At 72.0% G+C, this 14309-nt stretch carries 13 protein-coding genes; 5 read left to right on the top strand and 8 right to left on the bottom strand.

All coding sequences use genetic code 11. The features are described 5' to 3' along the window. Positions 1-125 precede the first annotated feature (125 nt). Together ACOJV9_RS11820 and ACOJV9_RS11815 are read left to right on the top strand one after the other, a co-directional pair. On the top strand, positions 126-932 hold the full coding sequence (locus ACOJV9_RS11820) for a hypothetical protein (protein WP_420185413.1): 807 nt from the start codon (positions 126-128) through the stop codon (positions 930-932). After that, positions 923-1219: a hypothetical protein gene (locus ACOJV9_RS11815; RefSeq protein ID WP_420185412.1), complete on the top strand. Its 297-nt coding sequence runs from the start codon at positions 923-925 to the stop codon at positions 1217-1219. Before ACOJV9_RS11820 ends, ACOJV9_RS11815 begins: the two co-directional genes overlap by 10 nt. Before the next feature lie 42 nt (positions 1220-1261). Here the strand turns inward: ACOJV9_RS11815 and pknB are convergent, their stop codons facing one another. The 8 genes from pknB to ACOJV9_RS11775 form a co-directional block, all read right to left on the bottom strand. Next, positions 1262-3166 carry a Stk1 family PASTA domain-containing Ser/Thr kinase gene (gene pknB / locus ACOJV9_RS11810; RefSeq protein WP_420185411.1) on the bottom strand — a complete coding sequence of 635 codons (1905 nt, stop codon included), beginning with the start codon at positions 3164-3166 and terminating at the stop codon, positions 1262-1264. A 7-nt stretch (positions 3167-3173) separates the two neighbouring features. Continuing rightward, positions 3174-4631 (bottom strand): peptidoglycan D,D-transpeptidase FtsI family protein, encoded by a 1458-nt coding sequence (locus ACOJV9_RS11805; protein WP_420185410.1) that lies wholly within the window; start codon positions 4629-4631, stop codon positions 3174-3176. Then, positions 4628-6010: an FtsW/RodA/SpoVE family cell cycle protein gene (locus ACOJV9_RS11800; protein WP_420185409.1), complete on the bottom strand. Its 1383-nt coding sequence runs from the start codon at positions 6008-6010 to the stop codon at positions 4628-4630. The genes ACOJV9_RS11805 and ACOJV9_RS11800 overlap by 4 nt, the downstream gene beginning before the upstream one ends. Then, positions 6007-7395, bottom strand: coding sequence for a PP2C family protein-serine/threonine phosphatase (locus ACOJV9_RS11795; RefSeq protein WP_420185408.1), 1389 nt, complete (start codon positions 7393-7395; stop codon positions 6007-6009). The genes ACOJV9_RS11800 and ACOJV9_RS11795 overlap by 4 nt, the downstream gene beginning before the upstream one ends. A 3-nt stretch (positions 7396-7398) precedes the next feature. Next, positions 7399-7941, bottom strand: coding sequence for an FHA domain-containing protein FhaB/FipA (locus ACOJV9_RS11790; RefSeq protein WP_420185407.1), 543 nt, complete (start codon positions 7939-7941; stop codon positions 7399-7401). 16 nt (positions 7942-7957) lie between these two features. Beyond that, positions 7958-8875, bottom strand: a complete 918-nt coding sequence (locus ACOJV9_RS11785; protein WP_420185406.1) for an FhaA domain-containing protein — start codon at positions 8873-8875, stop codon at positions 7958-7960. Between the two features lie 254 nt (positions 8876-9129). Then, complete coding sequence (gene pcaD / locus ACOJV9_RS11780) at positions 9130-9909, bottom strand: 3-oxoadipate enol-lactonase (RefSeq protein ID WP_420185405.1); 780 nt, start codon at positions 9907-9909, stop codon at positions 9130-9132. Continuing rightward, positions 9909-11129: an acetyl-CoA C-acetyltransferase gene (locus ACOJV9_RS11775; RefSeq protein WP_420185404.1), complete on the bottom strand. Its 1221-nt coding sequence runs from the start codon at positions 11127-11129 to the stop codon at positions 9909-9911. The genes pcaD and ACOJV9_RS11775 overlap by 1 nt, the downstream gene beginning before the upstream one ends. 108 nt (positions 11130-11237) lie before the next feature. Between ACOJV9_RS11775 and ACOJV9_RS11770 the strand changes: the two genes are divergently transcribed. The 3 genes from ACOJV9_RS11770 (at position 11238) to catA (ending at position 14309) form a co-directional block, all read left to right on the top strand. After that, on the top strand, positions 11238-12146 hold the full coding sequence (locus ACOJV9_RS11770) for a LysR substrate-binding domain-containing protein (protein WP_420185403.1): 909 nt from the start codon (positions 11238-11240) through the stop codon (positions 12144-12146). Positions 12147-12293: 147 nt separating this feature from the next. Further along, a complete protein-coding gene (locus ACOJV9_RS11765) occupies positions 12294-13397 on the top strand; it encodes a mandelate racemase/muconate lactonizing enzyme family protein (protein WP_420185402.1) in 1104 nt (367 codons plus the stop codon). A 48-nt stretch (positions 13398-13445) separates the two neighbouring features. Further along, entirely contained in the window at positions 13446-14309 is an 864-nt protein-coding gene (gene catA, locus ACOJV9_RS11760; RefSeq protein ID WP_420185401.1) for a catechol 1,2-dioxygenase, read from the top strand.

Here is a 14309-nt window from a genome sequence, read left to right as displayed (position 1 = left end):
ACCGTGGCTTCATCTTCATCACACCTCCAGATCGAGGTGTTTCCCTGACCGCTTGAACCGAAGCGGACGATCAGCCCGCTTCTTGTGCAGTAGCACGTGGGGGAGGGTCGTCCACAGGTGGCGCCTTGGCCCCGCTCCGTCCACAGATCGGCTCCCTCGGCTGGGCGACCGGCCGGCCCATCGCCGAACGTGGCGTGATGAAGGAGCTTCCCGAGAGCCTGACCGCCCTGCTGAGGACCCAGTCCGGCGTCGCCACCCGCCGCCAGCTCCTGTCGCACGGAGTGTCGAAGGACGCGATCCGCTGGAACGCCGGCCGCACCTGGCGGGTGGTCCTGCCGTGCACCTATGTCATCGAGTCGACCCTGAGCAGCGAGCACCAGCGGCGCATGGCTTCACTGCTGTGTGCCGGGTCATCGGCTGCGCTGGCCGGTGCCACCGCCGCACGCCTCCACGGTCTGGGCAACGCCGAGGAAGGCGGCCGGATCCACGTCGTCGTCCCGGGCTCGCAGGCCTCCCGCGTCCGCGGGTTCGTCAGCATCCGGCGCAGCCTGCTCGAGGACTCCGCGGAGGTGGTGCGGGGCGGCCTGCGGATCTCCTCGGTCGCACGTGCCTGCGTCGATGCGGCCGTGGCGGAGCGCAGTGCTCGGAGCCGGACGGCGCTCCTCGTCGAGGCGGTGCAGCGCAACCTCACGACGGTCGACGAGCTGGCGGAGTGGTGCTACCGGCTGCGGACCCGCGACGTCGCCACCGTGCTGCCAGCGCTCGAGACGGCCGGACTCGGCGTGTGGTCGGTGCCCGAGGCCGAGGTGCTGAGCCTCGTCGACTCCTCGGCGCTGCTGCCCGAACCCTTCCCAACCCGCGGCTCGTCGACGCCAGCGGGCAGGCGCTGGTCAGTCCCGACCTGTGGCTCGACGATGTGGCGATGGCGGTGATGGTGCATTCACGGCAGTTCCATGCCGATGGCGACCAGTTCGTCCGGACGATCGAGCGCGACGGCGACCTGGTGGCTGCGGGCGTGGTGGTGGTGGGCGTGACCCCGTCGAGCATCCGCAGCGACCCGGTCGCGGTGCTGCGCCGGATCGAGGACACGTATGCCGTGGCCCAGCGCCGCCCGCGGCCGGACGTGCGTGCGATCCGGCGTCCGCTGGCCACCGCACCCCGTCCCGCAGCCTCTGCGCCGCCGCCTCACGCGCCGCCTACTGCACAGGAAGGGGGGTGATCACGCGCCCTACGGTGCAGTAGGCGGCGAGATAGCGAGGGGTCAGGAGGGGCTGGGGGTGGGCGTCGGGCTGGGCGGCGTGGCCGTCGGCGTCGGCGTCGGCGTGGGGGTCCGCGTCGACGTGGGGGTCGGCGTCGGCGACGTCACGGGGCGAGGAGGCCTCGGAGTCACCGGCGTCGGGGTGGGCGGCGGTGGCGGCAGCCGCTGCGCCACGGTGATCGTCACCTCGGACCCGATCGCGACGAGCTCCTTGTCCTCCGGGTCCTGGTCGACGACGGTGCCCTCCCTGGAGCGGGAGGTCTGGCGGTACTCCGTCTTCGGCTTCAGCCCGATCGCGAGCAGGGCCGCCGAGGCCTCGTCCTGGGTCTTGCCCTCGAGGACCGGCACCTCGACGGAGCCGGAGGCGACGGAGACGTTGATGACCGTCCCCGGCGCCTGCGACGAGCCGACCGCCGGGGTGGTCGAGACGATCCGGTCCTTGGGCTGGGCGTTGGTGTTGACCTTGACCGTGCGGCCGATGGCGAGCTTGGCCTCCCGGAGGATGGTGGTCGCCTCCGCGACCGTCCGGCCGGCGAGGTTGGGCACGGTCACCGCGGTCGGGCCGGTGGAGATGACCATCCGGACCGTCTGCTCGGCCGGGTCGACGCGTGTGCCGGCCCCGGGGTCCTGTGAGACCACCGAGCCCTCCGGCACGGTCTGGCTGCTCCCCTGGGTCTCGACGTAGCGCAGCCCGGCCTCCCGGAGCAGCCCGATGGCGGTGGCCCGAGGCTTGCCCTCGAGCACCGGGACCGAGACCTTGCTCGCCTCCGCGCGGACCTCGAGGTACTGCTGCACCCCGAAGGCGAGCAGGCCCAGCGCGATCAGCGCCATGATGACGACCGGTGCCCAGAAGCCGGCGCCGCGGCGCCGCCGAGGAGGCTCGTCACCGACGGCGGGGAACGTTGAGGTCGTCGACCCCGCCGCGGCCACGGGTGCTGACCCGTCGTCAGGACTGGTCTGGGCGGCATACACCTCGGTGGGTGCGGACGTGGCCACCGAGCCCGCTCCGGCGGTGAGCAGGGCGAGCGAGCTCATCGCCGACTGGCTGACCGGGCGGCCGAGGCGTGCGGCCTGGAGGTCGGCGCGGAAGGCCTCGGCGTCCTGGTAACGCTTCTCGCGGTCCTTGGTGAGGGCGTGGAGGACGACCGCGTCGAGCTCCTCGCTGAGGGTGTCCTCAAGAACCGACGGCGGGGTGGGTTGCTCGCCGACGTGCTGGTAGGCGATGGAGACCGGGCTGTCACCGACGAACGGCGGCCGGCCGGTGAGCAGCTCGTAGAGCATGCAGCCGGCGGAGTAGAGGTCGGAGCGGGCGTCGACGGGTTGGCCCTGGGCCTGTTCGGGCGAGAGGTACTGCGCCGTGCCGATGACGGCCTGGGTCTGCGTCATCGTCGCGGCGGTGTCGGCGATCGCGCGGGCGATGCCGAAGTCCATGACCTTGACCGTGCCGTCCTCCGAGATCATGACGTTGGCCGGCTTGATGTCGCGGTGCACGATGCCCATGCGGTGGCTGTAGCCGAGGGCGTCGAGCACCCCCTCGGTGACGCGGCAGGCCTGGTCGATGCCCATGCGCTCGTGCTCGGTGAGGACCTCACGCAGCGTGCGGCCCTCGACGTACTCCATGACCATGTAGGGCACGGCCACCCGCGAGCCCAGGGAGTCGACGACCTGGTCCTCGCCGGAGTCGTAGACCGCGACGATCGAGGCGTGGTTGAGCCCGGCCGAGGACTGCGCCTCGCGCCGGAAGCGCTTGATGAACGACGGGTCGCGCGCGAGGTCGCTGCGCAGCATCTTGATGGCGACCTGGCGCCCGAGGCGGGTGTCGTGGCCGAGGTGGACCTCGGCCATGCCGCCTCGCCCGATCAGCTCGCCCACCTCGTAGCGTCCGCCGAGGAGCATCTCCACCGTCATCGCGTGGTCACCTCTGCAGCCCTGCCTCGATCATGGCCTTGGCGATCGGTCCGCCGACGGCGCCGCCACCGCGGGCCTCGCTGTCCGGGTCGCCACCGTTCTCGACCACCACGGCCACCGCGATCTGCGGGTCGTCGGCGGGCGCGAACCCGGTGAACCAGGCGTGCGCCCGCGAGACACCGTCGGTCTCGGCGGTGCCGGTCTTGCCGGCGACCCGGACGCCGTCGACCTGCGCGGGCTCGCCGCTGCCGTTCTCGACGACGGCCTCCATCATCTCGGTCAGCTGCGCGGCCACCTCGGGCGTGACCGCCTCGGACAGCTCCTCGGGTTCGGAGCGCTCGATGACGCTGAGGTCGCTGGAGAGGACCGAGCGCACGAGGTGCGGCTTCATCACGGTGCCGCGGTTGGCGACGCCGGCGCTGAACATCGCGACCTGCAGCGGCGTGACGCGCACGTCGTACTGACCCACGGCCGACTGGGCGAGCTGCGGCTCGTTGAGCTCGGCCGGGACGCTGCTGGGGGTCACCCGCATCGGGACCGACAGCTGGTCGCCCACCCCGAACTTGGCGGCCTGGTCGCGCAGCGCGTCGGCGCCGAGCTCGAGCCCGAGGAAGCCGAACGCGCTGTTGCACGAGATCTCCATGGCCCGCAGGAAGGTCACCCTGTCGTTGTCGCCGCACGCCCGGTCACCGATGTTGGGCAGGTCGGTCGTCGTCTGCGGCAGGTCGAGCGCGGCCGGCCCGGGCAGCACCGAGTCGGGCGCGAAGCGCCCACTGGACAGCGCCGCGGCGGCGGTGACGATCTTGAAGGTCGAGCCCGGCGGATAGAGGTCGCCGCTGATGGTGCGGTTGACGAGCGGCTTGTCCTCGTCCCCGTTGAGAGCCTTGTATGCCGCGTCGACCTTGCCGAGGTCGTGACCGGAGAGCGTGGCCGGGTTGTACGACGGGTTGCTCACCATCGCGAGGATCTCGCCGGTCGAGGGGTTGAGGGCGACCGCCGCGCCCTTGCGCCCGTCGAGGGCCTCGATCGCTGCCTGCTGCACCCGGTCGTCGAGGGTCAGCTCGAGGCTGGCGCCGGAGGTCTTGCGGCCGGTGAAGAAGTCGGAGACCCGGCGGAAGGCCAGCTTGTCGCTGCTGCCCGAGAGCAGCCCGTTCTCGGCCTGCTCGAGCCCGCCCCCGGCGCCGTAGAAGGAGTAGTAGCCGGTGACGTGCGCGTAGCCCGCTCCCAGCGGGTAGGTGCGCAGCCACTTGTAGTCGTTGTCCGCCGGCACCGACTTGGCGATGGCGGTGTCGCCGACGAGGATCTGGCCGCGCTCGCGGGCGTAGCTGCTCAGCAGGGTCCGGCGGTTGTCGGGGCGGGCGTTGAGGTCCTTGGCGTAGACGAACTGGATCATCGTCGTCGAGACGAGGAGCGAGGCGAAGAGGAAGGCGACGACGAAGGAGAGACGGCGGATCGGTGAGTTCATCGGACCTTCACCACCTGGGTCTGCTCGTGGGACACGGGGTGGGGGACCTCGGGGTCGGGGACGGGACGGCGGGCGTGGTCGCTGATCCGCAGCAGCAGGGCGACGAGGGTCCAGTTCGCGAGGAGCGAGGACCCGCCCTGCGAGAGGAACGGCATGGTCAGGCCGGTGAGCGGGATGACCCGGGTGACGCCGCCCACGACGACGAAGCACTGAAGGGCCACCGAGAAGGCCAGGCCGGAGGCGAGCAGCTTGCCGAAGCCGTCGCGGGCGCCGATCGCCGTGCGCAGGCCGCGCTCGACGAGCAGCACGTAGAGCAGGAGCAGGGCGAAGAGCCCGACGAGGCCGATCTCCTCACCGAAGCTCGGCACGATGAAGTCGCTCTCGGCGAAGTAGGTCAGCTCCGGCCGGCCCCGCCCGAGGCCGGTGCCGAACATGCCCCCGCTGGCCATGCCCATGAGGCCGCGCGCCAGCTGGTCGGAGGTGTCGAGCGCCTCGCGGCTGAAGGTGTCGAGCCAGAGCAGGACGCGGCGCTGCACGTGGTCGAAGATCATGTTGGCGATCCAGGCGCCGACGCCGAAGAGCAGCAGGCCGATCGCCACCCACGACGTGCGCTCGGTGGCGACGTAGAGCATGGCGACGAAGAGGCCGAAGAAGAGCAGCGACGAGCCGAGGTCCTTCTCGAGGACGAGCACGCCGACCGAGAGCATCCAGGCGACGAGGATCGGACCGAGGTCGCGCGCTCGGGGAAGGGTGAGGCCGAGGATGCGCCGACCGGCCACGGACAGGGCGTCGCGGGTCTGGACGAGGTAGCCGGCGAAGAACACCGCAAGGACGATCTTGGCGACCTCACCGGGCTGGAACGAGAACGGCCCGAGCTGGATCCAGATGCGGGAGCCGTAGTTCTCACGGCCGAGGCCGGGCACGAGCGGCAGCAGCAGGAGCGCGAAGCCGAACGCCCCGGCGAGGTAGGTGTAGCGGCGCAGGATGCGGTGGTCGCGCAGGATGATGAGTGCCGCGATCGCGAGCCCGGCCGCGATGGCGCTCCACATGAGCTGGCGCAGCGCCATCCCCTCGGCGAGGTTGCGGCCGTTGGCGAGGTCGAGCCGGTTGATCATCACCAGCCCGAGCCCGTTGAGCAGGGTGGCGATCGGGAGGATGAGCGGGTCGGCATACGGCGCGCGCCAGCGCATCACGAGGTGGAACGCGATCGTGATGACGAGGAAGCCGGTGCCGACCGCGATGAGGCTCCGCGGGATGGTGCCCTCCACGGCCAGCCCGACGTTGACGTAGGCGAGCGCGACGATGCCGACCGCGAAGACGAGGAGCGCGAGCTCGACGTTGCGGCCCTTGCGGGCGGGGATGGCGGAGACGGTCGTCATGGTGCGGCCGTGGCGCTGGGCGTGGCGGTGGCGGTGATGGTGCCGGTGGGGGTCGGGACCGAGCCGCTCGGGGTGGGCGACGCGGTGGGCGTCGGCGTGGGAGAGGGGGTCGGGGTGGTCCAGGTCGACGGCACGGTGGTGCAGGCCTGTCCCTGCGTCTTCGCGTAGCGGCACGCCTGCGCCTGCACCTCGAGGTTGCGCACGAGGGCGGACGCGTCCGAGCGGGTGCTCATCGTGATGCCGCGGCCGAGCTGGCCGCGGTAGAAGTCCGGCAGGTCGTCGACGTCGATGCCGCTCGTGGTCTCGGCCTGGGAGAGGTCGATCGGCCCCAGTGCCTGGTCCACGCCCTTGAAGACCGCGACCCGTCCGTCGTTGACGCCGACGTAGAACTGGGACTGCGTCCAGGCGTATGCCGCGTAGCCGCCGGCCACGAGGACCATGACGGCGAGCAGCGAGGCGCCGAGCGCCCGCAGCACCGTGGTGCGGCGGCTGCGCGGGCCCTCCTCGGCGAGCTGGACGTCGTCGTCGTCGGCGCCGGTGGCCTCCTTGGACAGGGCCGCCGCCTTCGAGGCCGGGGTGACCGGGATCGGCCGGGTGCGCTGGCGGCGGGCGGCGGCGGCACCGACGACCTGCGGGGAGTCGCTGGGCACCGGGCCGCGGGTGAGGTCGACGACGTCACCGATGACGACGGTGACGTTGTCAGGTGCCCCGGCGCGCAGGGCGAGCTGGACGAGACGCTCGGCGCACACGTCCGGCTTGCGCTCGGTCGTGAGGACCTCGTCGATGGTGTCGCGGGCGACATAGTCGGACAGGCCGTCGGAGCAGATGAGGTAGCGGTCGCCGACCACGGCCTGGCGCACGACGACGTCCGGCTCCTCCTCGTCGCCACCGGTGAGCACGCGGGTGACGAGGGAGCGCTGCGGGTGGGTGCTCGCCTCGTCGGGCGTCAGCCGGCCCTCGTCGACGAGAGACTGCACGAAGCTGTGGTCCTTGGTGATCTGGGCGACCTTGCCGTCGCGCACGAGGAAGGCGCGGGAGTCGCCGATGTGGGCGAGGACGAGCTTGTCGCGGGCACGCAGGATCGCGATGAGCGTCGTGCCCATCCCGTCGAGGTCGGGATCCTCCTGGACCATCCGGCCCAGCTCGGCGTTGGCGGCGGTGATGCGACGGAGCAGCGCCCGGGTGGCGTCGGCGCCGGAGAACGACTCGCCGTCGAGGCCGACGAGGGCGCCGAGGATCGTCGACGAGGCCACGTCACCCCCGGCGTGGCCACCCATGCCGTCGGCCATCGCGAGCAGGTGCGGGCCGGCATACCCGCTGTCCTCGTTGTTGGACCGGACCATCCCGACATCGGAGCGGGCGGCGAAGTGGAAGGCGATCGCCACCGGCTACCTCCGCAGCTCGACGACGGTCTTGCCGAAGCGGATCTCGGTGCCCGCGGTCACCGGCGTCGGCGTCGCGAGGCGCATCGGCCCGATGAAGGTGCCGTTGGTCGAGCCGAGGTCCTCGACGACCCAGCCGTCGGCGCCCTTGTAGATGCGCGCATGGCGACCAGACGCGAAGTCGTCGTCGAGCACGAGCGCGGACTCCGGGCTGCGGCCGATGAGGATGCCGGACTCGCGCAGCGGCAGGCTCGTGCCGGCGAGCGGACCGCTGGTGACGCGCAGGTGGTTGGGCTCGCGGTCGGCCGCGCGCGGGTTGAACCGGCGGGCCGGCGGCCGGCTGACCGGGCGCTGCTCGGCCGGGACCGAGGCCGGGCTGGCACCGCGGGCGACCGGGCGCGGCGTGGGGTTGCGTGGGGCGGGTGCGCGTCGCGGCGTCACCTGGGTGCCGTACAGGTCGCCGCGGAGCACGCCGACGACGGCGATGACGAAGGCCCACAGCGCCACGAGGAGTCCCAGGCGCATGAGGGTGATGGTGAGCTCGGTCATCGGGTGCTCACTCCTGTCATCGTCGACCCGCGCGGTAGGTCACCGAGGTGCGGCCCACGGTGACGCGGTCGCCGCTCTCGAGGTGCTCGCTGGTGATCCGCTCGCCGTTGACGAAGGTGCCGTTGGTCGAGCCCAGGTCGCGGATGGTCGCCACCGTGTTGGGCCCGTCCTGGGTCACCCGGATCTCGCTGTGCCGGCGGGAGATGCCGGGGTCGTCGAGGATGATGTCGGCGCTGTCGTCGCGGCCGAGGACGGTGATGGCACCCATGAGGGGGTAGCGCTCGCCGTCGACGTCGAGCCACGGGCGGTCGGCGGGGTTGGTCCGCCGCTTCGCCGCGGGCGGCTTCGCCGGTCGGTATGCCGCGGTCTCACCGAGCTCGTCCGCGTCCACCTCGCGCTGTGGTGGGCGAGAGCGGGGGCGCTCTTGCGCCACTGGGTCGGGTGTCGGCGCTGGCGCGGGGACGGCGTCGGGTGCGGCACCGGGCGCCGGGTCGGCATAGGCGTCCTGGCGGGGCGAGCGGCGCACGGGCTGGTGCTGGCCGGTCGTTCCGGTGGCGCGGGGGCGCTTGGCGGTGCTGGGCCGGATGCGGAAGACGCCGGTCTCGAGGTCGACGTCCTCATCGAAGATGATGTCGATCGGCCCGCCCTGCTGGTAGTGCTGGCTCTCGGCGTGCTCCTCGGCGGCCGCGACGAGCTCGTCCTCGAGCTCGACGCCGTGGTCGGTGAGCCGCTCGTAGTCGGTCTCGCTCAGCTCGATCGTGAAGACGTTGGGGACGAGGCTGCGCCCCTTGCCGGCGGTGGCGGCCCGGTCATCCATCGCGCGGCGGATGGCGCTGGCGATCTCGACCGGCTGGACCTCGGAGCGGAAGGCCTTGGCGAAGACGCCGTTGACGGCGCGCTCGAGCTTGCCCTCCATGCGGTCGAACAGGCCCATCGCTCGCCACCCTTCGCTCGTCGGTCGTCGGTCCAGTCGCTCCCGTCGATGCTACTTGGCGGGGCTGTGGTGACTCGTGAGGCGGGCGTGAAGGATCAGCGCAGACGGCCCGGGCGAACCCCGCCACCCGCCGACCACAATCGACCAATAGGTCACGTTCTGTCGCCGATAATTCGTGACCTATTGGTCGAAAAATGTCAGGTACACAAGCCGCGTGCGTGGGGCTCGGCGGCTCGGCGTCGTCCCGATGGGCGTCAGAGTCCGAGGTGCTCGAGGATCGCAGGGGTGATGGTGGCGGGCTGCTCGTCGTTGGCGAGGTGGGCGGACTGCGGCACGACGAGGCAGCGACCGTGCTGCACGGAGTCGGCGATGAGCTGCAGGTGCGGCGGGGGGGTGGCCGGGTCGTCGGCGCCGGCGATGGCCAGCGTGGGTGCGGTGATCGAGGGCAGGTCGGGACGCAGGTCCATGCCGGCGATCGCCTCGCAGCACCCGGCATACCCCTCGGCGGGGGTGGCGCTGACGGTTGCCACGGCCGCCGCGACGCGCTCGGGATGGGCGGTGCGAAAGGGCTCGGTGTACCAGCGCTCGACGACGGCGTCCGCCACGACGGCAGCTCCCTGCGACCGCACGGTCGCGGCTCGGTCCAGCCAGCCCTGGGTCGGCTCCAGCCGCGCCGATGTGCAGAGGACGACGAGCCGGTCGACCCGCTCGGGGTTGCGGGCGGCGAGCCGCATGCCGGTCATCCCACCGAGTGAGAGGCCGACGAGGTGGACCCGGGCCAGGCGGAGCCGGTCGAGGAGCGCGATGACGTCGTCGGCGAGGTCGTCGATCGAGTACGGGCCCGGCACGACAGGAGACGCGCCGTGTCCGCGAGTGTCGTAGCGGACGACCCGGGCGACCCGGCTCAGCTCGGCGACCTGGGCCTCCCACATCGCCATCGTCGACCCGAGCGAGTTGGAGAGGACCACCGTCGGTGCGTCGTCGGGCAGCGACGGGTCGCCGTCGATGCGGTGGGCGACGTGGACGCCGGCCATCAGGCGACGCGCTCGAAGACGGCGGCGAGACCCTGGCCTCCGCCGATGCACATGGTCTCGAGGGCGTAGCGGCCGTCGCGACGGCGCAGCTCGTGGGCCATCGTCGCGAGGATCCGTCCGCCGGTCGCCCCGACCGGGTGGCCCAGCGAGATGCCGGAGCCGTTGACGTTGACCCGCTCGACCTGGGCGTCCGTGAGCTCCCACTCCCGGATGCACGCGATCACCTGCGAGGCGAAGGCCTCGTTGAGCTCGATGAGGTCGAGGTCGACGAAGCCCAGCCCGGCGCGCTCGAGGGCGAGGCGGGCGGAGGGTACCGGGCCGATCCCCATGACTTCGGGGTCGACACCGGAAACTGCCCACGACGTGAGTCGCAGCATCGGGTCGAGCCCCCTGCGCTCGGCCTCGGCGCGGGTGGTGACGACGCACATTGCGGCCCCGTCGTTCTGCCCGCTGGCGTTGCCGGCGGTCACCGTGGACTCGGGGTCGAGCTTCGCCCGGATGGGCCGGAGACCAGCGAGGACCTCGGCGGTCGTGTCCGGCCGGGGGTGCTCGTCGACCGAGACGGTGACGGGCTCTCCGCGACGGGCGGGGACGGTCACCGGCACGATCTCGTCGTCGAAGCGCCCCTCGGCGGCAGCAGCGGCGGTGGCCTGCTGCGAGCGGAGCGCCCAGCCGTCCTGGTCCTCGCGGCTGACGCCGTACATCGCGCGGACGTTCTCGGCCGTCTCGAGCATCCCGCCCTCGATCGGGTGCTGGCGACCGCCGGCGGTGACGCGAGCGCGGGCGAGGCGGTCCATGAGCTGCACGCCGTCGCCACGCACCCCCGTGCGCAGGCCCAGCGCGTAGTGCTCGACCTGTGACATCGACTCCACGCCCCCGGCCACGACGGTTCTCGCGCCGCCGGACGCGACCTGCATCACGGCATACAGGACGGCCTGGAGTCCCGACCCGCAGCGGCGGTCGAGCTGGACGCCCGGGACGCCGGAGCCGAGTCCGGCGTCGAGTGCGGCGATGCGGCCGATGGCCGGCGCCTCGCCGTTGGGGTAGCACTGCCCGAGGATCACGTCGTCGACGTCGCCCTCCCCCAGCCCGGTGCGGCTCGCGAGCTCGCGCAGGAGACCGCTCGCGAGGTCGGCCGCCGTGAGGGTGGCGAAGGCGCCACCGAACCGGCCCACGGGAGTGCGCAGCGGCGAGCAGATGACGACGTCGTCGAAGGTCATGCTCGCCAGCGTAGGGTCGCCCGATCGATACGGGCCAATACCTATTCTGCCGCGACTGGGACGTCACAGGTCTGGACACCGTCGGTTGGCGGGCCTAGCGTCCACAGGATGGAGCTCCGTCACCTGCGCTACTTCGTCGCCGTCGCCGAGGAGCTGCACTTCGGCCGGGCCGCGGCGCGGCTGCACATGGCACAGCCACCCCTGTCGCAGCAGATCAAGCAGCTCGAGGCCGAGATCGGGGTCCAGCTGCTGACGCGCTCGACGCGGCGGGTCGAGCTCACGCCGGCCGGGAAGCGCTACCTCGCGCGGGCCCGGGCGGTGCTCGCCGACGTCGACGACGCGGGGGACGAGGCGCAGCGCGTGGCCGCCGGCGAGGTCGGCCGCGTGGCCCTGGGCCTCATCGGGTCGGCGACCTACGACCTGCTGCCCACGATCGTCCCGGCGCTGCGGGAACGGTGCCCGGACATCGTGCTCGACCTGCGCGGCGAGCTGCTGACCCCGGCGCAGGAGGAGGGGCTGCGCGACGGCTCACTCGACATCTGCATCCTGCGACCGCCCGTCCGGGACCCCGGGCTGCGCGTGCGGGTCCTGCGGCGCGAGCCCCTCGTCGCGGTCCTGCCCGCCACCCATCAGCTCGCCGACAGGGACAGCATCCGGCTCGCGGACCTGCGCGACGAGCCGTTCATCACCTATCCGTCCCGCCATCGTTCCGTCCTGCACGACGCGACCTTCGACGCCTGCCAGCGCGCCGGGTTCGTGCCGCAGGTCGTGCAGGAGGTGAGCGAGACCTCGACCCTCGTCGTCTTCGTGGCCGCAGGTCTCGGTGTCGCCCTCGTCCCCGAGCCGGTGCGCCATCTCACCATCACCGGCGCGGTCTACCGGCCCCTCGAGGGTGCCCCCTCGTCGGTCGAGCTCGCGGTGGCGACCCGAGGTGACGAGCGCTCGCCCCACGTGCTCCGGATCCTCGGCGCTCTCCGCTCGCTCCTCGCGCCCGAAGCCGCCCCGTCCGCGAGCTGACGTCCGCGAGGTGGGCGGACGGCATACCTCGGCAGGGCTGAGAGGTGCAGCCTCTCAATGGCAACGAACTGCGTACTTCACACGACAAGATCACCCGAGCAGACTCGAAGGACCCGGACAACGGCGCCGGCGATCCCAGGAGAGCTCGTGAAGATCACCGCAGTCGAGGCGATCCCCTACGCGATCCCCTACCGCAAGCCCCTGCGCTTCGCGAGCGGCGAGATCCTCGCCGCCGAGCACGTCCTCGTCCGGGTCCACACCGACGACGGCCTCGTCGGCACCGCCGACGCCCCGCCGCGGCCCTTCACCTACGGCGAGACCCAGGCGTCGGTCACCTCGGTGATCCGTGACCTCTTCGCCCCCGCCGTCCAGGGGTTGGGCGTCCTCGAGCGCGAGGTCGTCCACGCGCGGCTCAACCGCACCGTCGCCAACCCCGTGGCCAAGGCCGCGATCGACATGGCCGTGTGGGACGTGCTCGGCCAGTCGCTGGGGGTCTCGGTGAGCGAGCTCCTCGGCGGGTTCACCGACCGGCTTCGCGTCTCGCACATGGTCGGCTTCGCGCCGCCGGAGCAGATGGTCGCCGAGGCCGAGCGGATCCGTGACGAGTACGGCATCACGACGTTCAAGGTCAAGGTCGGCCGCGACCCGTTCACCGACGACGTGGCCGCGGTCCGCGCCCTGCGCGAGGCACTCGGCCCCGACGTCGAGCTCTACATCGACGGCAACCGCGGCTGGACCGCCCGCGACGCTGCCCGGGCGCTGCGGCAGATGGCCGACCTCGACCTCACCTTCGCCGAGGAGCTCACCGACGCCGACGACGTCCTCGGCCGCCGCTGGCTCGTCTCGCAGAGCACCATCCCGATGTTCGCCGACGAGAGCGTCTCCCGGCCGGGTGAGGTGACCCGCGAGCTGCTCGGCGGCTCGGCCAACGGGATCAGCATCAAGACCTCGCGCACCGGGTTCACGACGAGCCAGCGCCTCGTCGGCCTGTGCGAGGGCCTCGGCGTCGACGTCGTCATCGGCAACCAGATCGACACGCAGATCGGGTCGCTGTGCGCGGCGGCGTTCGGAGCGGCCTTCCGGATCACGTCACGGCGGCCGGCCGAGCTCTCCAACTTCCTCGACCAGACCGACGACCTGCTCGCCGAGCCGCTCGAGATCTCCGACGGCGCCCTCCGGGTCCGCCAGGGCACGGGCCTCGGCATCGAGATCGACGAGGACAAGCTCACCCGCTACCGCAAGGACATCTGAACCTCCCTACCGACGGCAACGACGCCGTTCCCGATGAAAGGCACGCCCATGACCACCGAGACCGACCAGCTCAGCGAGACGGACGCCAGGGCCGCCGTCACCGGCGCCGACGCGACGCGCTACTTCAAGGAGAAGGAGAAGTCCGGCGCCGCCGTCAGTCAGGAGCGCGTCTCCGCCGTCGCCGGGGCTGCCCTCGCGGCCCTCCACGACGTCATCCGCGAGCACGACGTCACCTACGCCGAGTACGACGCCCTCAAGGCGTGGCTCATCCAGGTCGGGGAGGACGGCGAGTGGCCGCTGTTCCTCGACGTGTTCGTCGAGCACGTCGTCGAGGAGACGGTCAACAAGGAGCGGGGCGGCACCAAGGGCAGCATCGAGGGGCCGTTCTACGTCCCGAACTCGCCGAACCTCGGCGCCGACGGCACGCTGCCGCAGCGCGACGACGAGCCCGGCACCCCCCTCGACTTCGGCGGTGTCGTGCAGTCCGAGGACGGCACCCCGCTTCCCGGCGCAACCGTCGAGCTCTGGCACGCGGACGACCTCGGCTTCTACAGCCAGTTCGCTCCTGGCCTGCCCGAGTGGAACCTGCGCGGCAGCTTCACCACCGGCGAGGACGGGCACTTCATGGCGCACACCGTGCAGCCGGCGCCCTACCAGATCCCTCACGACGGGGCGACGGGCGCAATCATCGCGGCGGCCGGCTGGCACGCCTGGCGGCCGGCGCACCTGCACCTCAAGGTCGCGGCCCCCGGGCACCAGACGATCACGACGCAGCTGTACTTCGAGGGCGGCGAGTACCTCGACTCCGACATCGCCTCGGCCACCAAGCCGGAGCTGATCCTCGCTCCGACCCCCAAGGCCGACGACAGCGGTGTCGAGGTCACCTACGACTTCACCCTGGCCAAGGCCTGA

Origin of the sequence: Knoellia terrae (assembly GCF_048606435.1) — a bacterium.
Taxonomy (GTDB): domain Bacteria; phylum Actinomycetota; class Actinomycetes; order Actinomycetales; family Dermatophilaceae; genus Knoellia; species Knoellia terrae.
This window is presented reverse-complemented; position numbering and strand designations above follow the sequence as displayed.

Excerpts from the sequence above, each read along its gene's own strand:
- ACOJV9_RS11815 (WP_420185412.1), top strand. The coding sequence starts at position 923 with ATGGCGGTGATGGTGCATTCACGGCAGTTCCATGCCGATGGCGACCAG.
- pknB (WP_420185411.1), bottom strand. The coding sequence starts at position 3,166 with ATGACGGTGGAGATGCTCCTCGGCGGACGCTACGAGGTGGGCGAGCTG.
- ACOJV9_RS11805 (WP_420185410.1), bottom strand. The coding sequence starts at position 4,631 with ATGAACTCACCGATCCGCCGTCTCTCCTTCGTCGTCGCCTTCCTCTTC.
- ACOJV9_RS11800 (WP_420185409.1), bottom strand. The coding sequence starts at position 6,010 with ATGACGACCGTCTCCGCCATCCCCGCCCGCAAGGGCCGCAACGTCGAG.
- ACOJV9_RS11790 (WP_420185407.1), bottom strand. The coding sequence starts at position 7,941 with ATGACCGAGCTCACCATCACCCTCATGCGCCTGGGACTCCTCGTGGCG.
- ACOJV9_RS11785 (WP_420185406.1), bottom strand. The coding sequence starts at position 8,875 with ATGGGCCTGTTCGACCGCATGGAGGGCAAGCTCGAGCGCGCCGTCAAC.
- pcaD (WP_420185405.1), bottom strand. The coding sequence starts at position 9,909 with ATGGCCGGCGTCCACGTCGCCCACCGCATCGACGGCGACCCGTCGCTG.
- ACOJV9_RS11775 (WP_420185404.1), bottom strand. The coding sequence starts at position 11,129 with ATGACCTTCGACGACGTCGTCATCTGCTCGCCGCTGCGCACTCCCGTG.
- ACOJV9_RS11770 (WP_420185403.1), top strand. The coding sequence starts at position 11,238 with ATGGAGCTCCGTCACCTGCGCTACTTCGTCGCCGTCGCCGAGGAGCTG.
- catA (WP_420185401.1), top strand. The coding sequence starts at position 13,446 with ATGACCACCGAGACCGACCAGCTCAGCGAGACGGACGCCAGGGCCGCC.